Here is a 23,191-nt window from a genome sequence, read left to right as displayed (position 1 = left end):
ATCGTTAAAATGGAAAGCAAATACGTTTTAGCATGTTTTTTTTGTAAATAGTAATCTTTATAAGTTTAAAAAAGCGTTATTTTGTTTTTTAGGAATAGATTTTGCTGTCCTACTTTACTGTATAAAAAAATCTCATGAAAGAAAAAGTGTCATTAAAATTTTTAGCATTTGCTGGAGTGCTTGCACTTGGTATGCTAAATCAGAACGAATTAAGCGCACAAATTAAAAATCAACCCTATTCCTATCAACTTTCTCAAAAAATGAACGATGTACTGTATTCGCCACATACGCGTTTACATACATCATCTAAACCATTTCTATTTACCGATGAATTATTGGCGAAGTTTGATTCTATAAAAACGAATCAGCCGGTAGCTTCGGATAATTGGTTTATGCGTAAGATATTTAATGAACATCTTATTGAGGTAGAGAAAGATGATTATACTTTTTATGCTGATTTATTGCCCGATATGATAATTGGGAAGGATATGATGGGCGATAAACGCCGTACTTGGATGAACTCTAGAGGTTTTCAAGCGGGAGTCACAGTGGGAGATAAATTTACATTTTACACCAGTGCAACGGAAAATCAGGCCGTTTTTCCAGAATATTTGTCGGATTATATCGATGATAGAAAAGTTATACCAGGAGAGGGGAATACAAAACATCAGTCTAATAATAAGAAAGACTGGATGAATGCAACTGCTAGTTTAACTTATGATTTTAGTAAGCATTTTCAGGCTACTGTAGCTTATGATAAGAATTTTATCGGTGATGGATACCGTTCGCTTTTATTGTCGGATTTTTCTTCTAATTATACACATTTAAAATTTACAGGTACGATTGGTAATGTTCAGTATACTTCAGTCTGGGCGTATATGAATGATCCAACCAATAAACGTTCTAATGCCTTAGGTGAGACTGAGCGATATGGTGACGGTAAGAAGTGGGGTGTTTTTCAGTATGTGGATTACAATGCTACGAATAGATTTTCGATTGGATTTTTCCAGGCCATCACCTGGGCAAATCGTGATGCCGCAGGTACTCGAGGTTTTGACTTTACTTATATTAACCCTGTAATGTTTTTACGTCCGGTCGAATCTAATAATTCAACATCTCCGGATAAGATGTTTTTAGGTTTGAATACAAAGTATAAAGTTCTTAAGAACATAACAGCTTATGGCCAGTTCCTATTAGGTGAATTTACGGCAAAGGAGTTTTTTGCGGGTAAAGGTTATGTGCATAATAAATGGGGAGCTCAGTTTGGTGTACGGGGATATGACATATTTGATGTAAAAAACTTAAACTTTTTAGTTGAATACAACACAGCCAGACCTTATACCTATGCCCACTTTGATTCTGGTTCAAACTACAGTAATAATGCTGAGCCATTGGCGCATCCTTTGGGAGCTAATTTTAGAGAGGTTGTTGGTATTGCTAACTATGCATGGAAAAGATTTGATTTTTCTGCGCAGCTGAATTATAATGAAAAGGGGTTAGATCTTGAGGATGGTTCAAATATGGGAGGTGATATTTTTCAGTCTTACCGTACTTTTGCTAACATGTATGGTAATCATATTGGGCAAGGGATAAAAAGTCAAGTCGTTTATGCAGATGCTAAAGCTGCTTATGTTCTGAATCCTAAGTATAATCTTAGATTCGAATTAGGTTATTCGCAACGTTATCAAAAGATACAATATGAGACCCCGCTAACGCATAAATCGGGTGTATTTAGTATTGGTCTTCGTTCAAGTTTTAGATCATTATATAGTGATTTTTAGTCTGTAAATTGTTTAAAAGAAACCGAGCTTGGTTGCTCAAGAAGCTATTTATTTTAATGAAAAACATATTAATTCTCAATGGACCTAATCTTAATTTATTAGGAGTCAGAGAAAAATCAATTTATGGAGCACAAGATTTTGATAGTTATTTTTCAACTTTAAAAAATAACTATGAATCTGTTGAGTTGAGTTATTTTCAAAGTAATACTGAAGGATTTATTATAGATAAATTGCATGAGGTAGGTTTTGAATACGACGGTATTGTACTCAATGCAGGGGCTTATACGCATACTTCTGTTGCAATTGCTGATGCTATTGCGGCTATTAATACTCCGGTTGTAGAGGTCCATATTTCAAATGTTCATACACGGGAGGAATTTAGGCATCATTCGTATTTGTCAAAGAATTGTGTAGGAGTCATTTGTGGCTTTGGTTTAGATAGCTATCGATTAGGAGTTGAAGCACTTCTTGCCCGCTAGTATTGATATTATATAATAAAAAATCCCCTTGAGCGATCAAGGGGATTTTTTATTGTTTTTAATTATTCAAATCATTTATTTCTTTAAATGCAGGTCAAAGTATCTGGCAATTTTTTCATACATATGAATGCGATCTTTCCCAGAAACATTATGTTCATGAGTAGGGTATAGGAAATAATCAACCTGTTTTCCTGCTTTGATACATGCTTCTACAAACTCCATACTGTGCTGTTGTACCACTACAGGGTCTTGAGCTCCGTGAATGATTAATAAGTCGCCCTTCAGCTGATCTGCTTTATCAATTAGTGTAGTCATTTTATAGCCTTCTGGATTTTCTTGAGGCATATCCATATAACGTTCTCCGTACATGACTTCATAGTATTTCCAATCCATTACTGGACCACCTGCTACTGCTGCTTTAAAGATGTCGTTATGGTGTATCATAAATGATGTTGTCATAAATCCACCGAAACTCCAGCCGAATATACCCATCTTGTTTTGATCAACAAACGATTTGGATTTCAAAAACTCGATACCTTTCATTTGATCAGCCATCTCTGCTTGTCCTAATTGACGGTGTGTTGCTGTTGCAAATGCTCTTCCACGAGCGTCTGTTCCTCTATTGTCCATTGTGAATACAATGTAACCTTGTTGCGCCATGTACATATCAAAATAACCCGCACCGCCTAACCATTTATTGGTTACTAATTGTGAATGAGATCCTCCATAAAGGTAATACATCACGGGATATTTTTTATTTGCGTCAAAATCACTTGGATAAATGATACGGCCAGTTAAAGGTGTTGCTCCATCTGCAGATGTCAACGTGATAAATTCTATTTTAGGAGGATTGATCTTTCCTAAAAACGGATTTGTTGATTCCACTATCTTTTCTGTTTTACCGGATTTTGTAGCTTTTATCTGAACAATATTTGGAGTTGTCAGATTACTGAATTGGTCTAAAATATAAGAGCCATCACTGTTTAATTTGGCATTGTGCGTTCCTGTACCCTGTGTTAATTGTATTGTTTTACCGGTTTTAAGGTCTACTGAAAATAGCTGACGATCTAAGCCATCATTAGTGACACCTGTATAATAAATTAAATCTCCTTTTGGCGAAAAGTCGCCTAGCTGCTGTACAATAAGATTTTGATGTCCTAATTTTTTGATCAATTTACCATCAGTATTATACAGGTAAAGTTGATTGAAACCTTCTCTGTCTGATTGATATAGAAATTGTTTTGGGTTATTTGGTAAAAACAATAAATCATTTTGAGGTTCTACCCATGTCGAAGCTGTTTCTTCAAATAATGTTTTGATTAGACGACCATCTTGTGCATTATATTGGTTAAGTTTTAGATGATTTTGTTCACGATTTAATACCCCAACATAAATTGATTGTCCAGAAGGATCCCATGTTACCGCTGTTAAAAACTGTTCTTTTGGTTCTCCCGTCGCAAGGGTAATTTTTTGTTTTGTTTTCGTATCATAAATGACCAAGGTAACTTCTTCACTTTTCATACCCGCCATCGGGTAGCGAATATCTTTGACTGAAGCTACACGCGTGTCCCATTGGATAAGCGGATACTTAGTAACCATCGTCTCGTCTTTGCGGTAGTACAATAATTTGTCATTTTGCGGGTTCCACCACATACCTTTTTTGATACCAAATTCTTGTCTATGCGTATAGTCACTTCCACTAAGAATACCGTCTACTGTATCTGCAGTAACAACAGTTAATTGCCCAGTATTGTCTTTAATTTGTATATTATTACCAATTAAAAAAGCTACTTTACTGTAATCTGTTGCATATTCTTGATTTGTTGCCTCCAACTTTGTTTCCAACAGATGAACTATTTCTTTATTCTTTACGTTAACAGCGATATGATAATGAGCTTGTTTCGTATAGAGTATAAAGCTGATCGTATTTGCATCCTCCCATTTATAATCACTAGGAAAGATCTGCAAATTAATCTGCTCATTTGGAATCCTTGTTTTTAAAGCATTTTGTAAGTCATTTTTGCTCAGTATTATTTCCTCAGACCCTGTGTTCGTAGCACTTTTCTGAACTAAATTTTGATATCCCTTATCCAAATAACTAATGTTATTGCTGTTGGGTATCCAATTGCTGCTAATAAGGGCAGTCGGGGCATATGTACGAGGTCCAAAGACTGTTTCTTCTATATTCAAGTTGCGCTGACCATAAGCCATTGAACTTGCTAATAACAAAAGTAGCGTGAGTTTTTTCATGCATTTAAAGATTTTTAGTGCCTAAAATTATTGTTTTCTTTTGACTATTTCTCATTTGTGTTGCTAAAGAAGGTCTTTTTTTGAAAATAAAATATTGATTTTTGATGTAAAACAATATTTTATGAATGTTTTATGGTTATATGTGAACTTTATAGGAGATGAAAATTTCTTTTTGTAGTATTTAATTTGGTACTTTTGCAAAAGTTAAATGATTAGCATATGCATAGTCTTTTATCGACATATTTCCACATTAATAATATAACCTACATTGCGTGATCATTTAGAAATAGTATGGCAAAAGGCACGGTTCTTTATCAATAGTCAACCGTTTCATGAAGGATTAAAAATTACGGTGGCAGTGCTAATTCCGGTTGTAATATTTGCTTGTTTCGGCCATTTGCACAATGGTGTAACCTTAGGCATAGGTTGCATTATTGCAAGTACTCCAGATCTGGTTGGTCCTTACCGGGAACGCCGTCAGTCCTTGTTTATCAATGTTGCTGTTATTTTCGCAATGAGTATGCTTACGCGTATACTTCCTTTTTCAGATGTGTTCCTTGGTTTGTTTATTGCTTTTTTCTCTTTTGCAGCTTGCATGCTCACTGTTTTTGGTATCAGAGCTATGGGAATCGGAGCTTCTTGTTTATTGGCTCTATTTTTTAGTTTGACATTGACACATGAAAGCAGTCATCCTATAACAGAGGCTTTATTGATGACTGGAGGTGCATTCTGGTATATGATTTTTGTGTTAGCAGTACGCTACATGAGACCTTATCGGGTCAGTCAACAGGTTCTGGCGGAGTGTGCCTATAAGATCGGTACTTTATTGCGTATCAAAGCTTGCTTCTTTGATGTTCATACTGCGATTGCAAAGACTCATAAACGTGTTATTCAGATCAATGTAATATTGAATCAACGACAGGAAAATGTACGTGAAGTTTTATTTTCTGCGGCTACTGAGAAGCAAGTTGCAAGTTACCAATATAAACAGCTTACTTTTATTTTCGCGACCTTGATGGAACTGTTTGAAAGAATAAATGCTTCTCATCATGATTATTATCAGATTCGTGAAAAATATGGACATACAAAGGTTTATCAGGTCATACCTGAATTGTTAATTAGCTGTGCTCAAGAATTGGAGCGACTGACGACTCCAATCAGTTTATTGAAGCCACCGAAGACAGCTATTCAATTTACAGGACAGTGGGATAAAGCCTATGCTGAGGTTATCGCTTTAGAGAGCCAAGAGCAAGGAGCAACAATCGTATTGAAGAAAATCCTTGTTAATATCCGTTATGTCATGCAGAAAATAAGAGAGGTTCATCGTATTTTATCTAAATCTGAGGAAGTTCATGATCACTCTGAGTTACTTGCACACAAAGAACGTTTCTTTAAACAAAGAACCTTTTCGTGGCCAGCATTACAGGCACATTTAAATTTAAAGTCACCAATTTTTAGACATTCACTTCGTGTCGCTATTGTTATGTTGGTTGCTTTTGTTATTACTAAAACACTTCCTGTTTTTTTTCCAGAATACATTGCTTTGACAAAACATAGTTTTTGGATTTACATTACCATAATTGTTATTCTGCGTCCTGGTTTCAGTTTAAGCAAACAACGAAGTATTGATCGATTGAAAGGATCATTTCTGGGGGGCATGTTGGGATTATCAAGTATTTTCTTGATCACAAATATTTATGTACTCCTAGGTCTCATGTTAGTTTATATGCTATTGACTTTTACTTTTTTAAGAAGTAAATATGTTTATGGTTCGTTTTTTCTAACTGCCTTTTTTCTAATTGCTTATTATTTCTTTACAGGAGTAGATGATTTTGGCGTTCTTTTATTGAAGGAACGTCTATTGGATACTGTAATTGGCTGTGTGCTTTCATTTTTATCTTTTCATTTCATATTTCCTACTTGGGAAAGTGATTCAGTAAAGACGTATTTGAAAAATGTGATACAGGCGAATGTACATTTCTTATCTGTTAGTTTTCGTAAGTTATCGGGTGATAAAGTCGATATTGCGGATTATAAATTGGCTAGGAAAGAAATTTATCTCAGTTTAGCGGAATTGAATGCACTAAATGAACGTATATTGAATGAACCTATATTTCAACGCCCGTTCACAAAGGAATTAAATGACTTTTCTATTTTTACGCATCAATTGATTTCCTATGCTATGGCCTTTACAAATATGCTGGACCATAGTTCCGGTTTAGCCTTTCATGAGGAGCATGAACGGCTGATGAACAAGATTCTTTCGAAATTAAAAAAGACCTATACTTTGTTTGCCACTGATTCATTAGAAATTCTTGCCTTGAAAACAGCTGTTTCAAAAGCGCATATTAGTGATCAGAGTGACGAGCTATTAATTAGAGAGCAATTAGAATTAATGGATGGTCTTGTGGATAAATTGTATCATAATTCTTTAGATATTTCCTTACTGGCTAAGCGGTCGCTATAGGTAATTTCAGAAAAATAAAAAAGGTAGCTTTTGATTTAAGCTACCTTTTTTTATATGTATTTTATGCCAGCGGGTTTACTTGATCTGCAACTGGAAACTCTTGCCCAGTATTTCCGATTAGTTTGTTGAGTTCAAATCGGGCATTATCTGTCATATCTTCACCTCCAGCCAATTTAGCTTTGTCTAATAAGTCTAAGGCAAGTTTCTCTTCCTCACGTTGTTCATTAACAAGCCATTGAAGGAAATTCCATGTTGCCCAATCACCTTCTTGCATACTTAAATTTACTATTTTATAGATAGATTCTGTATTTTCTATTTCTTGTTGCAGTACCATTTCAAAGCATTCTAGAATGTTTTTAGGTTCTGGTTCTGGTTTCTTTATTGCATCAATTTTTACAGATCCACCTCTTTCTTGAATATATTCTATTATTTTGGCCATATGTACGCGCTCTTCTTGGGAATGCTTCATAAGAAACGAATTGACACCATCTAACATATTCTGATCAGCCCAACAAGCTAACATTAAATATACTTGAGCAGAATATGCTTCTAATGTAATTTGATCATTCAAAGCTTTACTAAGAGTCTGTGATAATCTATTGGTTGTTATTGCCATTTTTTTGAGATTTATACACCACGAATTCGTATAGGTTTATTCGGGTGTCTGTTAAAAAATTGTATACCTGTGTCACATATGTTAATGTGTACTTTATTAGAATCAACAGCCAGGAGACGAAAATGTTTGCAGATATTCTTTTTAGGGATGAGTAAAATGAGCCAATTCTTTTTATTATAAATAGTTGAAAATGGATTATTCGGTGATTTTTGTGATGTTGTTTCTATTGATCACCTTGTTTATCTTCAGATTAGAACTGTATGTATATATTATATATTAGTTGTCTATATTATATCTTATCATCTTGATCTTTATGTCTATAACAAAGCAAAATTTTGCTTGTCATATCGATAATAATTTAATTTTTATATCTTTAACATAAGATTATTAACCAATGAAATTTAATTCATATTTATTTTTTTTATTCTTTATAGCGGTTTTGTTTAATAGCCATGTTCTGGCTAATAACAAACTTAATAAAGCTCCTGTTCCAACTTGGGTTAGAGCGAATAAACTTTCACCTTCAAAAATTGATATTAAAGATATAGGACAAGGGTATTATTATGATTTGATTGAATATCAGGTTAATATAGGGGAGCAAATTAAGTTTTTTAGAGATGTTAAAGTTTTATTTGATAGTAACGGTGCTGAAAATGCAGGTCAAATTTCAATAAACTTTGATCCAAAGTATCAGCAGGTTACTCTTCATGAATTGAAAGTAATTAGGGATGGGAAAACTATTGATAAGCTTGATGTCGGTAAATTTACCTTAGTTGCTACTGAGACCGATTTATCTCGATTTATCTATAATGGAACTTATTCTGCTTATTATATATTGGATGATTTAAGAAAAGACGATAAGATCATTGTTTCATATAGTTTGAAGGGATTTAATCCTGTTTTTGAAAATAAATTTTTTGACAAATATTATCTGCAATCTTATGAACCTATCGGTTTGGCAGTAGTTAATTATATTGTTCCGAAAAATAGGAAGTTAAATTTTAAATCGCATAACAATGCTAGTAAACCGCTTATAGAAGAAGGTAGTAATCACGTTTCTTATAGCTGGGAAGAGCAGTCGTTTCCTGCCGTTGAATTTGATGAATATGCGCCTGCATGGTATACAAATCTACAATGGATAGAGTGTACAGAATTTAATTCTTGGTCAGAAGTAGGGGGCTGGATGGCGCGGACTAATCCAACTGTAGATTTTAAAGACGGTTCTCCGCTAGCACTTCTACTTGATAGATATTGGGATGATTCTCAGGGAGATTCGATGAAATTTCTGAAAAAGGTAACACACTTTGTGCAGAATGATATTCGTTATATGGGAGTTGAGCTGGGTGAATTTTCTCATCGTGCTAACACACCAGAAAAAATTTTTAATCAGCGATACGGTGATTGTAAAGATAAATCGTTGCTGATGATTTCCATGTTAAAACGGAAAGGAATAAAAGGATCTTTGGTTTTAGCGAATTCGTACCTTACATATGGTATGGAAGATTATCTACCATCGCCAGGTGCTTTTAATCATGTTGTGGCTGCTATTGAGATTGGAGACAGACAACAGTATATTGACCCTACCATCACTAATCAAGGTGGCGGGATTACAGATTTATATTTCCCTTACTACGGTAGAGTTTTAAAAATCGATGATTCGAAGCATTTGACATCTGTTGATAAAAATGTCAATGGATTAACAAAAATTTCAGAAACTTATTTGCTAGATAGTAAGGGTGGAGCAATTTTAGAGGTTAAAACGAGCTATAGCGCCTCTAGTGCAGACTTTATAAGAACTTCATTTAAAGAAAGTGCAAAAAATCAGATACAAAAGAGTTATTTGGATTACTACAAAAAAATGTATCCCAAAATTTCCATTAAAGAGTCACTAAAATTTGAAGATGAGTTTGATAAAAATATTATTCATGTAACAGAGAGGTATTATATTGAGAAAATTGGTGAAAAAGATGAGGCGTCAAATAAAAATATCTTTGGCATATATGCGAGTCAAATTAATAATAATTTACCTGAACTTAATTCATCAGAAGGTTTAGCGCCTCTTGGTTTGTATTTTCCGTATTGCTTAGAATATGATATTCGCATCGTAAATCATGGCGGGGTTGAATTTAATCCAGAAAGAGAGAGCTCTTTCATTGATCGTGATTCTTATTATTTTGGTAAAACTGTTAAAACGTCAAAAGACACGCTTATTATCAGCTACAATTTTGGATTCCACAATCCTTTCGTAGCATCGAGTGATAAAAAACAATATGTTGATGATTTTAAAAACAGAGATATTTTATTGTACAATGCATATTACATCGAGGATAATGGAATAATCGTCGGCTCTAACATTTCAGGTAAAATCAGTATGCTTACAATTTTTGGATGTGTTTGCATTATTTTAATCTGTGTTATTTTTATACTTCGCTATAATAAAACAGCATCATCTTCAATGATTCAATTATACGAGGAGCCCGAATACCATTCAGTTGGGGGATGGTTGATTTTATTAATTATTTCGATGGTAATTACTACTCTAAGAGTTGCGTATAATTTTTTTGAGTCTGGGTATCTAACTCAGGAGATCTGGGAGAGTTATAGGTATACTAGTTATTTTCCGGACTATGTTCATAAAATATTTGTTGCGAGTGAAATTTTATTAAATATCATTCTCTTAATGGGTTTTATATACTGCATCTATTTATTTAGTAAAAAAAGAGATCTTTTCCCACAAACTATGATTGTTGTGCTCGCTGTGATGTTTCTTTCAAATGTTGTTTTTACTTTTTTTAATTATTTTTATATGAGTAATATTTTAGCTCCCGATGTAATTTCTACAAATGTGAAGAATATCATCTACAGTGTGCTATGGGGGATGTATCTTTATAATTCAGAGCGTGTGAAAGGAACTTTTGTAAACGCTTATAATCAAGAATTAGCGATTGATAAAGATACTGCACTGTCGGAATAGATATGACTACTATATTTTTATTTGCCAGTTTTATGTATGCGTTTTTAAATTAGATCATGATGTTGTATAAAATTTTTGTATTCTTTTGTTTAATCTTAACTAATTTCACTTCTTCAGCGCAGGGTTATAAATTGTTGCAAGATATTTCTTATGTAGAAAAGTCTGAAAAAGATATGTATAAACAAGAGCGCTGTAAGTTAGATTTGTATTTTCCGGAGGACAAATCGAGTTTTGCTACAGTCGTATGGTTTCATGGCGGAGGATTAGAGGAAGGAGAAAAATATGTACCATTGGAGCTTAAGGAAAAGGGGATTGCTGTAATTGCTGTTAATTATAGATTGAGTCCCAAAGTAAAGGGGCCAGATTATATTGATGATGCTGCTGCTGCTGTTGCCTGGGCGTTCAATAACATCGCAAAGTATGGTGGTGATCCTACTAAAATATATGTATCTGGGCATTCGGCTGGAGGTTATCTAGCATTGATGGTCGGATTGGATGTGAGCTATCTGAAGAAATACCATATAGATGCTAACCAGATCAAAGGTTTAGCTCCTATCAGCGGACAAACAAATACCCATTACACTATCAAGAAGGAACGTAAACAGTCAATGGAAATACCCATTATTGATCAGTATGCACCTATTCATTTTGCTAGAAAGGATGCTCCTCCGACTTTGTTGATTACAGGTGATGCTAGATTAGAATTACCTGCCAGATATGAGGAGAATGCACATCTGGCCAAAGTGCTCGAAAACTTAAAACATTCTAAAACGGAGTTATTCCAATTACAGGGTTTTGATCACGGTGCTGTGTATGCCCCAGGTTGTTTGTTGTTATTAAGATGGATGGAGAAACTAGACCGAAATTAATAATGAAAATTTAGGAATAGATTAAGATACCTTGATCTTGTTGATTTTTAATCTATTCTGATTTTTACGGTTTATAATCTTCTTTCAGATTTTGAATTGAATTCATCGTCATATTATTTTTTGTGGTTTATAGTAAATGAGTGAGAATGTTGCTTAAAGTGTTAGGAAATTAGCAATTGTACGAACTATTTAGGTAATTTAATGTTATTGATTATACTAAACTATGCCAATTATGAAAAACGAAAAGATCAATATGGATGCACGTATTTTACAATATAATCTGCATTATGGTTTTATGGAAAATCCTATGATGTTCAATTTTGAATATAATCCTCACAGACTTATTGTAAGAAATTATGCGCTTAGGAATAATCACATAGAGGTATATAAAGGTTATCTGCTTAACTTTTTTCCAGATAGGGCCACTAAAGAATTGGAGCAGTTTGGTGTAGATATCTTACATTTAAAATACTTTAATAAAGACGAAGCATCAAAGTGGCTAATGACTCAAGATGTTAAAGTTTTACAATCTGATATTAATGCAGATGATCAAGATGCTGTGTTTAATATTGTTTATTTATCAGATCAAGATGATATTAACCCTTATCTGAATGAGGACAATGATGATTTCATCTTGCGTCATTCTTGTCCAAATCAAGTACTTAAATCAAGAGAAAAAATATGGTTAGATACGAGAGTTGATGGAATTGGTTTGCAATTCTTATAATTTAATTGATCCGTTTCTGACCTTCTTCTATTTTATTTATTTCTTGCTGAAAACACCAAAGTATAATAAGGTATTTTACTTTTTATTTTCTAGCATGGTCTCTGGTTTCATATTCTTTGCTCCGATATGTCTTCAAATTTGTGTGTGAGTTACCAAAAGCTTATTTTTATCTTTTGAAGGAATTAAAAGGTAATCAGATATCATGTCATGAATATAGAGCAACAAAAAATTATCTTGGTAGAGGACGAACAAGATGTAGCTGATCTGATTGTTCAGGGCTTGGAAGAGGACGGTTATCAGGTAATTCATTTAAATAAAGCAAATTTATTACAGGAGCTGCTTAGCAATCATGATATATCTCTCGTACTGTTGGATATATTGTTACCAGGTACCAATGGGCTGGAGATTTGTAGACAAATCCGGTTTTGGGGTTATACTGATTTACCTGTGATGATGCTAACTGCCTTGGGAACTCCCGAAAATGTTGTTCTGGGTTTGGACAACGGGGCTGATGACTATCTTTCTAAACCTTTTAAACTGATTGAACTTAAAGCAAGAATTCGTTCTTTGATTCGACGCAAGCATTCCATACTTCAGGCTACACAGCGGGATCAGGAACCAGTCCATGAGATATATAAATACGGTTTTTTTGAAATCGATGATTATAAAAAAATAGCTTATTGTGAAAAACAAGAATTAACGCTTACGAGTACAGAATATCGATTGCTTTTATTGTTTATCCAAAATCCCAAAAAAGTATTTGAGCGTAGCGAACTGCTTGATCGGGTATGGGGAATAAACTTTGATATTGGTTCTAATGTAGTGGATGTTTATGTTAACTATCTCCGCAAGAAAATAGAAAAAGTATCATCCAAAAAAGCTATACATACAGTGATCGGTATGGGATATGTTTTAAAAGTCGAAGATTAAGATTTTATGCATAATTATAATAAAAAGCTTATTTACCTCATTACCATCCTGGTTATCTATGTCTGTTGTTTTGTTGGTTTTATTTTTTATTCTATTTCCAATTTTGCGTTTCGCGATTTTTATAAACGGTTAGATCTGAGACGGAATATAGCAGCTGAGAAGTTTTTAAATAATGGTAGCGCAGATCAAAATAACCAATGGAGCTTAGAATTTATTGAGAATCTTGATAATCAGCACGAATTTCTTGTCGAGTTCGATGCCGCTGGGAATATTGTGAAGAGTCGCGGTTTTAATCGAAAGCTATGGAGTAAGATCGATAAAAAAGGTGTTTCTAATTTTAAATCCGATAGTCAGTTTTATTCGACCAAATTTTTTGAAAAGGATGGACGAAGGTATATAATTGGAGCTTCTGCTGAGAACTACTTTTATACGCATCATCTTGCATATCTTCGAAATCTGCTGATAATTAGTTTAATCTTGGGTATACTTTTTATTTTGGTAGTTTCCGTTTTTATGAAACGTTCTTTTTTGAAGCCTATCTTAACAATGATGAAGGAGGTGCAACAAATAGGTTCTGAAAATTTACATAAAAGATTGGATGAAGTTAAATATAAAGGGGAACTTAAGGATCTTGCCAGCACTTTTAATAATATGTTAACAAGATTAGAGACATCATTTGAAACTCAGAAAAATTTTATCAGTAATGCTTCACATGAATTGAATACTCCTTTGACTTCCATAATAGGGCAGGCAGATCTGGCGCTATCAAAAGAGCGAAGGAAAGAAGATTATCAAAAAACTCTTTTGAAAATTATTTCATCTGCTGAGCATTTAGAAAAAAAAACAAAGGCACTTTTGTTGTTGGCACGTACTGGTTTTGTCAGTAATTCATCTTCTTTTAGTCCTGTTCGTATTGATCAAATTATAATGGATGCAGAGTTGACAATCAAAGCTATTAATGATAAGTTTCGTATTGTTACTGATTTTGACTTATTGCCAGATGACAGTATGCGTCTTAAAATTAATGGAAATGCTATTTTACTTCAATTGGCTTTGTCCAATATTATTAGTAATGCCTGTAAGTACTCATCTAATAGGACTGCCTATATTGCTTTAGGTGCTTTGGATAATAAGGTGTTTATTTTGATCAAAGATGAGGGCATAGGTATCCCTTCAGAAGATTTGGAACATATTTATGATCCTTATTTTAGGGCTTCAAATACCGATGGTATTGACGGTTATGGTATTGGCTTGCCTTTGGCTCGCAATATCATTAAATTACACGAGGGGACGTTAAAAGTTAAATCTTCTGTAGGAAAAGGAACAACAGTTGAAATAGAGCTCCCTACTTATCTTAAATTTTAATCCTATTCTAATCTTTTCATTTGTTTTAATCTCATTTTAATTTCAGCTTTGAAATTCTAATAGAAAGCTAATTTCAGCTTCATTCCATTGCAATCTCTCGGTGTTAACTTTGTATCAAAAGTAATTTGATATGAAGAAACGTATATTGATTCCTAGTGATTTTACAATAGATTCCCTTTTATTTGTGATCCAAAGTCTCGAACATTCGAAGGCGAAAGAAGTGGAAGTCGTATTGGTATATGGCAACCGCAGTAGTACGTCTATCAGTGAATTGCTAGGTATTAAACTGGAGGATCAACTGTCAGATCTTCATTCGGAAGATTTTATTAAAGCTTGCCAGATGATCTGTAATCGCTATGAAGATCGGAAGTTGGTCATATATACGGATATCATCGGTACCGACAATTCAAATTACTTACATAATTATTTATTAGGCGCAAAGATTGATGAAATCAGAGTGCCATCAAATTATGCATTTGAAAAAAGAACTAAGCATTTTTTTGATGTAGGAAAGGTTTTACTGCGGTTGAACGCGCGTAAACTGGGGCAAGTCGGAATTATACAGAAACCCGGTACTGAGAAATTTGAGTGTAATGTTTTATCTGATTTATTCTTTAAAAAAAAATGGGATGTCAATTATTAAAATAAATCTGCTGGTTAAATTCAACTTTATCTTACTTGCTTTGCTTCTTTTTTTAGCAACAACTATGGTGATGTTTTATGAAAGTCCAGAGCGTATGTTGGAAGGAGAATGGGTCGAACAAGGATGGTATTTTGAAAAAGTGGATAATATGCCATCTTTTCAAAAGCAATCGACGATTCATGAAGAAATTAAAAATACTCTGATTGCACATTTACCGCCTCTTCAAGACGGTTTGTGGCACTTTGAAAGAAAAGGAAGCCGCAGTTATATTGCCCATCATCATGATAATAGATATAATTGGTTTTTAAAGGGAAGAGGTCATATTTTGGAGCTACGGAAAGACGATAAACTTGTGGAAAGTTTTGTGATACATGAACTTAGTGATACCAGATTAATACTACATCTTAATTTAGATCTACAGGCTAAGGGAATTGCACGAATTGTGTTGGAGAAAGGAGAAAAAATAAATTATGCTAAGAAAATATAGTAATCATCGCACGATACAAGACAATATTAAATTGGGATCCTTGACTGCTTTTTCAGCAGGTATGGTCAATGTCGCATCGGTCATCGTTTTTTTTTCATTTACCTCAAATGTAACGGGGTATTATGCCATTTTTGCTCAAGAGATTGCTAAGGGTAACTGGTATCAGGGGGCTGTAGTTTTATTCTGGATATTATTATTTTTAATCGGCAGTATGCTTTCGAATATGATTATTATTCATGGAAAGGGGCGTTTTAGTGCTTTTCTTACTCATTCTATACCTTTAGTTCTTGAAATATTAAGCATATTATTTGTCGGCATTTATCTGGATTTTTTTTATAAAGATTCTTTACAGGAAACAGAAATCTTGGTGGGGGCGTTGTTATTCGCTATGGGGCTACAAAATGGATTGACTGCCAGTATTTCAAACTCAGTAGTAAAAACGACTCATTTGACTGGGCTTACAACAGATCTGGCTATTCTGATTTCTATGTTTACAAAGGAATCTAACAGACATAATAAAGCACTTGTTGATAAGTTTAATTTATTGTTGAGTATAGTAATGGCTTATGTTGCGGGCGGGCTGTTAAGTGGTTTATCATTTGCTTTTTTGACCAATAAGACATTTTACGTAGTATGTTTTGTGCTATTGATCATAGGCTCTTATGATTACTATAAACTATATATTATCAAAAAACAATATGTGCAGCGACACCGCCAATCATTAGTTTCCTAGCTTTTTATATATTTTTTATCATTTCAAGTTGAGACACATTATTTTCAAGACTTAAACTTTTAAAAAATCCGGTGCTTTCTGAAGAACTATTGTCGATATTAAAGGCATACAGTTCTTTTGATCCGGTTGATTGTGTCATCGCATTTATCAATTGTGTTGCTATGCCTTTCCGTCTATGGATTGTAGGAACTGCAATTTGTTGTATTCTTTTTGTCTGAGCATTATAGATTATATATCCGGCCAATTCGTCTTCTAAATACGCGCAGAGGATAGTAATCTTATCTTTGCTTTTTTCTAAAGTTGTTATGGAATTTTGCCAAGATGGTTTAATTGACCAAAAAGATATAAAATCATCCCATTTAAAATTTTCTACTTGTTTAATAGATAAAAAACTGGATTTCTTATCTGATTCAAAAGATCCTTTAAAACAATCTAGCGTTCTATTAACCCGATAATTCATTTTCTCATAGGCGCGTATTGCACGTTGGTTACCGACAATAACTTCCAGTACCATATGATCTACATCAAGATCTCTTAGTTTTGGGATTAAGTAATTATACATTTTACCTACCAAACCTTGTCCTCGAAAATCAGGAATGACTCCAGTAGCAGCATTATAAGCGACCAATTTTTCACCATTATGATTTAAGGCATGAAGCATAAAACCAACTAATTTACCTGAATAAAAAACTCCTAAAGATAAATCAAGCCGGATGTTTTCGGTGAAAATTTTATATTCCAACTGCTGAGAAGTAAGTTGAAATGGAACGATATAATCAGAAAATGATTGGTTCAAAATTTCTGTAATGTAATCAATTCTGATATTTTCTAAAGTTGTAATTTCCATTTTTTATTACAGAATGCTTTCTTATTATTTTTGAGTAAGATGAGTGAACTATTCTATTCACTTTACTAAGGTATAACTTTCTTAAGTGCTAGAAGTTTTACTGTTTTAGTGTACCTGGAGAAATGCCAAATTTCTTTTTAAATGCTGTTATAAAATGTTGGGGATTCTGATAACCGATGTGGTCTGCCACTTCATTTACATATTTTTCCTCTTCTAACAACAGCCTTTTTGCTTCTTCCATTTTCAGATCTTTGATGTAGCTGTATACTGTCATTCCAAAAAGCTCTTTAAAGCTTAGCATAAGTTTCCGTTTGTTCATGCCAATAAGTTGAGCCAGTTGTGTGATGGTTAGGAATTGGTCCATGTGCTGCTCGATTAGTTGCTTCGCATGAAAGAGTTTATCTCTATCCATTTTTCCAAAAGAGGGAGATTTTTGGTGGGGATGATTATTGGATTTTTGTAATTGCAGTAGGAAAAGTTCTGTCATTTTTGCTTCCATATATAGCCCGCGCATCTTTTGATTGTAAGGGTTAATTTGAATCTGAGCAATTGTATTACGCATTGCTGGAGTAGTGGTCATCACAGTTCCTGAGAATAGATTTGATGTGTCAGAAACAAAATCACTTAATAATTTTTCAAAATGAGATTGGCCTATCCTAATTTCCAAAAAACTTCCTGTTTCAGTTGGAGACATCACAATATCTTGTCTATAATCTTCTAAATATGTTATAGTATTGCTTCCTTTTATAAGATTCAATGGTTGTCCGGAACGATAAGCTCCACTAGATCCATCTAATCTGAAGTGCATTTCAAGAGCTTCTTTTTCAATATTAATCTGGAGTTGCTCTTCTTTAATTAATGTGTAATTGCACTGGATAAATTGTAACGAATCAAAGGTCGTTTCGTGAAAAAAAAACGCACCACCTGATTTTGTTTTTATATTATGTTTCTTTTCCGAATAAGCAGAAAACTTTTCGCTTTTTAGACTATTGCGTTGGATAATAGTTAATTCCTGATTTTGCATCATTGCGTAGGTTTTAATCTCTATTGCGTTATCTTCTCTCGATATGTAATGATAATATTTGTACAAAGGTAAGCAAATAAGTTTTTATGTATTGTTTTGGAATGAACTCGATATACAATTTGCTTTATTCCTTCATAAGTTGAATTTTTTTAAGACAGTTTAAAATGAAAGTTGAAAAAATACAGGATGTTATTGTTGTCGGAGCTGGGCAAGCTGGACTGGCCATAGGCTATTATCTTAAAAACCATAGAATAAAACATATCGTATTGGAGCAGCATTTTATTGGTTATTCGTGGAAAGAGCATCGCTGGGATTCATTCAAAATGAATACACCGAACTGGATGACCACTCTTCCTGGTATGGATATTCCGATTAATAAAAGGGAATACTTTATGACTAAAGAAGAATTTGTAATGTATTTGAAAAAGTATGTTCGAACATTTAACCTACCTATATTAGAAAACCATAAAGTAATCGGAATTGAAAAAACTGACATAGGTTTTGCTGTTAATATAGAGAAGGAGGGTGTATTTTATACATTTTTATCAAAAGCAGTTGTAATCGCTTCGGGTATTATGAATAAGATTTCATTGCCCAAGCTATGGAAAAACGTACCTGCTCATGTAAAACAATTTCACGCTTCCGAATATAAGAATGTGAAACAAATGCCTACTGGAAATATATTGGTTGTGGGAGGTGGGCAATCAGGTTGTCAGATTGCTGAAGAACTGGCTCTGGCAAAGAGAAAAGTATATTTAGCTGGAAGTAAAGTCGCAAGAGCACCACGCCGCTATAAAGGGAAAGATATCATGGAATGGATGGATCGGATGGGGATGATGGATATGTCCAGTAAGTTGTTAAAAGAAAAATCTCATTTACTTGCTGTGCAACCTCAAGTTTCAGGTCTAGGTTTGTTAGGACATACGGTAAGTTATCAATCATTGTATAGTATAGGGGTCACAATTCTTGGTGGTTTAAAAGGCGTAGATGATGAAAATCTATATTTTGATGATAATGCTAAAAGTAATATCCATTATGCAGATGAAACCTCGGTTTTTATTAAGAGTCAAGTAGATGCTTACCTTGAAAAGCATTCTGCATTTATTTCAGAAGAAGAGGAGGATCTTTCAGATTGTCCTGATAATAACTATGTTTCAGCTTCCGATTTACGTATACTTTGTTTAAGAGACTTTGATATAGCTACAATAATTTGGGCTACAGGGTTTGGATATGACTTTAGTTATCTAAATGCATCTTTAGTTGATGATAAGGGAAGACCTGAGCATGTAGATGGTGAAATGCTAACGGAGGGTCTTTATTGCATAGGCTTTCCCTGGTTACGGAAGAAAAAATCAGGACTTGTTTTTGGAGTAAGTGATGATGCAAAAGCAATTGTAGAAAAAATTATGCAAAATTTGAATAAGAACCAATGAATTGAAGTGTAATTTTTATCCCTTTTGAGCAAGAAGCTATTGTGAATAAAATGTCTATTTCGACATAAAAGACTGCTATCTGCATAAAAAGATAGCAATCTTTAATGGTCTGATCTATTATGAGTTGTTTAGTGACTCATAAATACTATTGATTAATGTCCGTATTTGAGAAATATTTTGATTAGAAAATGAAAATTCATCTGAGAATCTATTTGCCCCTTTCAAAAATTCTCTCAATTCCTGACCGTGCTGAATGTTATCTTCGTTTATGAATCTGTCTTTGTAGTTATTGAGATAGTTTAGATATGCTTGAATAGTGGTTTCATTTGCGGCTTCTTTTTCTATTAGTTGCAATAACTTTAGATAATCATTTTTTATTTTCTCTGAACTTACCATGATAATGGAATTTGTATTACTAATTTTTTAAAAGCATCGTCTCTAACTGCTGGAGGGATGAATAACTGTAGTTCTCCTCCAGGTAGGTGTGGATTAATTACACCTGCTGCAATAGGTTGTTTTGCGGTAATTCCCTGCCAAACTTTTAAAGTCTGCTTTTGTGGAACTTCATATTCGTAGCATTTACTAAAATCGTTCCAAGCGGGCTGAACGGCAGTACCACCAATAACAGCTCCAACAGATTTTGGTTTTTCCTTTGTCCAGTATCCTCCTGCAGGATTACCTCCGGTTACCCGGTAAATTTTTGTTCCGGAAGGTAGAACCGTTGCTGTTGCATCAACAAAGTTGGCGGCCTCAATAGCTGGTAGATCTAAAGCTGGATCATTCCAATCCGGATGGTTAATACCTGCCAATAAACCATTTGATTTATAATCAGATTTTGCGATTCCTGGAATATTGTTCCAATCTTCTATATGAACTCTTTGGTGATAAATGCTGATTGCAGTTTCAAGTTTAGTCATTAAACAAGCTTTATCACTCGTTTTAGAGAAAGCTTCTTTTAGCTTCGTATTATCTAATCCTTTTTCTACCCAATTATTTAATTTGGCCTTAGTACCTGTACCAAGTGATCTCTCCAGATCATCCATCCATCCGGTTGGGTTTTCAATTTCTTCATTAATTGGATCATTGTCTGAAGAACAGTTAATAACAAGTTGACTTGTGAAAATCAACAGAATTAACATCATTTTTTGTGTAAATCTAGTCATAAGAATCTTACGGTGTTTAGGTTTTTGATAAAAATATATTTAATAAAAATTAATGAGTTTAGATCTGAATGGTATTTTTTAAAACTAATTTTGTTCTATTAGGGAATTAAATTCATTTTTTATTTTATTTATTATTTATCAATTTTAATCATAATTAATTAACCCTGCAATAGGAAAATTAAAATAACTTTAGATAATTAGGATGTGATTCTATTTTTATGGAATTTGCGGTGTAGCATTTTTATTATAAGCAGGTAAAAATTTAATTTTTACGAGCGATTCTGCTATAACAACATTTTTTTGTATTCTTTTGGTTGTCAGCTGAAACAAAAACATCATTGCTAAAGGGGGGATAGCAAGTGCTGGAAATCAAGATTTATGTGATACGTAAATCGAATGTTCTGAAATTTGGATATTATAATTTCAGAAGGGGAACGCGTAAGAGTTTATCAGAGGCAGTTATATATAGATATCCATCTCCACCGAAATTACAGTTTGCCGTTGCAATTCCGAGTTTAATTCTACCTATTACATCTCCTTTATCGTTCAGTATGATAATTCCGCTTCCAGCAGCGGCAAAAACATATCCGTCAGGATGTACTTTAATACCATCGGCAGCCATTGGTTCTGATGGAAACTTTAATTTGAAATCAACAAAAACCTCTGGTTTTCCCACTTCTAATTTATTATTTAAAGAATATTCCATAATAAATGGGTGCTTGTGATCACTAATGGAGACATACAGTTTATCTTGTTTTGTTGAAAGTGCTATACCATTAGGTCTTGTTAAATTAGAGATTATTTGGATCGCGTTTCCAAAGGAATCTAGTCGATATACACCATTACTAATGATCTCTCTATTTATAGTATCCACTTCCCGGTTAGGGAGTCCGTAAGGAGGGTCAGTGAAAAAGTAATCTCCATGATCATGTTGACAGATATCATTAGGGGAATTAAATCTGAGCTGTTTCCAGTGTGTACTTAATGGTGTAAATTTTCGTTTATTGAGATCGATCTGAACAATTTGTCTATTCCCATGATCACATGCAACGAGATATCCTTCTTTGTTGATCACGAGCCCATTAGTACCTGGTTCTTCACTGTAGATCTCAGTTCCTTGGTATCCTGCAGGTTGTATAAATTTCTCTACTCCATTTTTTGAGGACCACTTATATATGGTGTTCAGCCTTGTGTCGCTAAACAAGAGATAGTTACCTTTTTGAACCCATACCGGTCCCTCTGTCCACTGGAAACCTTCTGCTAGTAACTCAATTTTTATAAGAGGGTCAATTATTTTTTTAAAATCGGGGTGAAATACCTCTATTTTAGCTTGATCATAGAATTTTGAAGGAGTTTGTCCGAATACAGGTGATGAAAATATTATAGTCAATATAGCTACTGTCAATTTTATGTTTCTATGAATAGTCATTATTAAAATTTTGATTGTGGTTTAAATTGAGTATGGTTTTGAATAGATCAGCATTTCTATAAAGTTTTATCCTTTTATAAAACACAAAAATTTAAAAACTATTGGTACTCAGTTATTAATAAAGATAGTAATATTTATCGTTTACTAAAAATAATCAATTCTTCTTATCCAGAAACTTAACTATATGTATGTTTAGGGTTATTTCATGGTTGTATATATTAACCTTTGTTTAGGTTAGATGGCAGAGGAGAAGATCAAAATAGCAGTAGCTCCCGTTTATTATTTCAGATTGGAAGATGAATTTTTATCGGTTAGGGTAATTGAAGTTTTATGATAAAAAAACTCCTGCAAACTTTATGTTGTGCAGGAGTTCCTTTTTTTGTTAGCTATAATTTCGTTTATTTTAAAACGAATTTGAATCCCAATGAGAAACTTGATGGATCAAAGTTAACATCATGAGAAATATTCCACCAAGGTTTCCAATCAAAATGCATCGCCAATGGAGCGGAAGGAATTCTAAATTCTAAACCGAGCGCTGGTCTTATTGCAAAATCTACATGCGTATCATCACCATCTTTCCAATGATACTTTTTGTACCCTTTATCATAATCGATAAACGATACTTGCGGACCAACACCAATATACCAGGAAAGACCACGAGCTCCTGGAATTCTTTTGTTATAGGAATAGTCAACGCCTAGCACTGTGATATTATCCCCAAATAATACCTGTGCATTTACAGCGTCATTTCCGCCAAAGTTATGTTTTATTTGTGGACCAAATAAAGTTTCGCCATCACCTAAATCTATCCCTAAACCAATGGCCGTACGATAAGGTGTTTGTGCATTTGCCTTCTGATGAGCGGCAAATAATAAAGTAAAAAGAGTAAGAAAAGGTAGAATTACTTTTTTCATGATAATTATAAAAAATATTAGTTTAAGTTTTCAAAAGGAAAACTTTCGCTGTTATAACAA

The 23,191-nt window shown here is 33.7% G+C and carries 20 protein-coding genes; 12 read left to right on the top strand and 8 right to left on the bottom strand.

Annotation, left to right across the window (positions count from 1 at the left end; translation table 11 throughout):
- Positions 1-134 precede the first annotated feature (134 nt).
- A complete protein-coding gene (locus tag M2265_RS10645; RefSeq protein ID WP_132771979.1) occupies positions 135-1,781 on the top strand; it encodes a gliding motility protein RemB in 1,647 nt (548 codons plus the stop codon).
- A gap of 56 nt (positions 1,782-1,837) precedes the next feature.
- Entirely contained in the window at positions 1,838-2,260 is a 423-nt protein-coding gene (aroQ, locus tag M2265_RS10640) for a type II 3-dehydroquinate dehydratase (RefSeq protein WP_021189767.1), read from the top strand.
- 75 nt (positions 2,261-2,335) lie between these two features.
- Here the strand turns inward: aroQ and M2265_RS10635 are convergent, their stop codons facing one another.
- A complete protein-coding gene (locus M2265_RS10635; protein WP_132771978.1) occupies positions 2,336-4,510 on the bottom strand; it encodes a S9 family peptidase in 2,175 nt (724 codons plus the stop codon).
- 268 nt (positions 4,511-4,778) lie between these two features.
- Here M2265_RS10635 and M2265_RS10630 point away from each other — a divergent pair, with 268 nt between their 5' ends.
- On the top strand, positions 4,779-6,977 hold the full coding sequence (locus M2265_RS10630) for an FUSC family membrane protein (protein WP_132771977.1): 2,199 nt from the start codon (positions 4,779-4,781) through the stop codon (positions 6,975-6,977).
- 61 nt (positions 6,978-7,038) lie between these two features.
- On the opposite strand, the gene M2265_RS10625 is transcribed toward M2265_RS10630, so the two are convergent.
- Positions 7,039-7,593: a ferritin gene (locus M2265_RS10625; RefSeq protein ID WP_021189770.1), complete on the bottom strand. Its 555-nt coding sequence runs from the start codon at positions 7,591-7,593 to the stop codon at positions 7,039-7,041.
- Between the two features lie 394 nt (positions 7,594-7,987).
- On the opposite strand from M2265_RS10625, the gene M2265_RS10620 reads away from it, so the two are divergent.
- From M2265_RS10620 to M2265_RS10585, 8 genes are all read left to right on the top strand, one after another.
- Positions 7,988-10,567 carry a DUF3857 domain-containing protein gene (locus tag M2265_RS10620; RefSeq protein ID WP_132771976.1) on the top strand — a complete coding sequence of 860 codons (2,580 nt, stop codon included), beginning with the start codon at positions 7,988-7,990 and terminating at the stop codon, positions 10,565-10,567.
- Positions 10,568-10,623: 56 nt separating this feature from the next.
- Positions 10,624-11,436, top strand: coding sequence for an alpha/beta hydrolase (locus tag M2265_RS10615; RefSeq protein ID WP_243655475.1), 813 nt, complete (start codon positions 10,624-10,626; stop codon positions 11,434-11,436).
- A gap of 232 nt (positions 11,437-11,668) precedes the next feature.
- Positions 11,669-12,163, top strand: a complete 495-nt coding sequence (locus M2265_RS10610; RefSeq protein ID WP_132771975.1) for a hypothetical protein — start codon at positions 11,669-11,671, stop codon at positions 12,161-12,163.
- Positions 12,164-12,370: 207 nt separating this feature from the next.
- Positions 12,371-13,093: a response regulator transcription factor gene (locus M2265_RS10605; RefSeq protein ID WP_132771974.1), complete on the top strand. Its 723-nt coding sequence runs from the start codon at positions 12,371-12,373 to the stop codon at positions 13,091-13,093.
- Positions 13,094-13,099: 6 nt separating this feature from the next.
- Positions 13,100-14,458: a sensor histidine kinase gene (locus M2265_RS10600; protein WP_132771973.1), complete on the top strand. Its 1,359-nt coding sequence runs from the start codon at positions 13,100-13,102 to the stop codon at positions 14,456-14,458.
- Between the two features lie 130 nt (positions 14,459-14,588).
- A complete protein-coding gene (locus M2265_RS10595) occupies positions 14,589-15,101 on the top strand; it encodes a hypothetical protein (protein WP_021189777.1) in 513 nt (170 codons plus the stop codon).
- On the top strand, positions 15,088-15,588 hold the full coding sequence (locus tag M2265_RS10590; protein WP_031288155.1) for a hypothetical protein: 501 nt from the start codon (positions 15,088-15,090) through the stop codon (positions 15,586-15,588). The genes M2265_RS10595 and M2265_RS10590 overlap by 14 nt, the downstream gene beginning before the upstream one ends.
- Entirely contained in the window at positions 15,572-16,321 is a 750-nt protein-coding gene (locus M2265_RS10585; RefSeq protein ID WP_132771972.1) for a YoaK family protein, read from the top strand. Before M2265_RS10590 ends, M2265_RS10585 begins: the two co-directional genes overlap by 17 nt.
- 4 nt (positions 16,322-16,325) lie before the next feature.
- On the opposite strand, the gene M2265_RS10580 is transcribed toward M2265_RS10585, so the two are convergent.
- Both M2265_RS10580 and M2265_RS10575 read right to left on the bottom strand, forming a co-directional pair.
- Positions 16,326-17,168 carry a GNAT family N-acetyltransferase gene (locus M2265_RS10580; protein WP_021189779.1) on the bottom strand — a complete coding sequence of 281 codons (843 nt, stop codon included), beginning with the start codon at positions 17,166-17,168 and terminating at the stop codon, positions 16,326-16,328.
- Positions 17,169-17,265: 97 nt separating this feature from the next.
- Complete coding sequence (locus tag M2265_RS10575; protein ID WP_132771971.1) at positions 17,266-18,195, bottom strand: helix-turn-helix transcriptional regulator; 930 nt, start codon at positions 18,193-18,195, stop codon at positions 17,266-17,268.
- Positions 18,196-18,356: 161 nt separating this feature from the next.
- Here M2265_RS10575 and M2265_RS10570 point away from each other — a divergent pair, with 161 nt between their 5' ends.
- Complete coding sequence (locus M2265_RS10570) at positions 18,357-19,625, top strand: NAD(P)-binding domain-containing protein (protein ID WP_132771970.1); 1,269 nt, start codon at positions 18,357-18,359, stop codon at positions 19,623-19,625.
- Between the two features lie 117 nt (positions 19,626-19,742).
- Here the strand turns inward: M2265_RS10570 and M2265_RS10565 are convergent, their stop codons facing one another.
- From M2265_RS10565 to M2265_RS10550, 4 genes are all read right to left on the bottom strand, one after another.
- Complete coding sequence (locus tag M2265_RS10565; RefSeq protein ID WP_021189784.1) at positions 19,743-20,021, bottom strand: hypothetical protein; 279 nt, start codon at positions 20,019-20,021, stop codon at positions 19,743-19,745.
- Entirely contained in the window at positions 20,015-20,788 is a 774-nt protein-coding gene (locus M2265_RS10560; RefSeq protein ID WP_132771969.1) for a hypothetical protein, read from the bottom strand. The genes M2265_RS10565 and M2265_RS10560 overlap by 7 nt, the downstream gene beginning before the upstream one ends.
- 415 nt (positions 20,789-21,203) lie before the next feature.
- Entirely contained in the window at positions 21,204-22,217 is a 1,014-nt protein-coding gene (locus tag M2265_RS10555) for an SMP-30/gluconolactonase/LRE family protein (RefSeq protein WP_021189787.1), read from the bottom strand.
- Positions 22,218-22,615: 398 nt separating this feature from the next.
- On the bottom strand, positions 22,616-23,131 hold the full coding sequence (locus M2265_RS10550) for a hypothetical protein (RefSeq protein WP_021189788.1): 516 nt from the start codon (positions 23,129-23,131) through the stop codon (positions 22,616-22,618).
- Positions 23,132-23,191: the final 60 nt, after the last annotated feature.

This window comes from Sphingobacterium kitahiroshimense (assembly GCF_025961315.1).
GTDB lineage: Bacteria > Bacteroidota > Bacteroidia > Sphingobacteriales > Sphingobacteriaceae > Sphingobacterium > Sphingobacterium anhuiense.
This window is presented reverse-complemented; position numbering and strand designations above follow the sequence as displayed.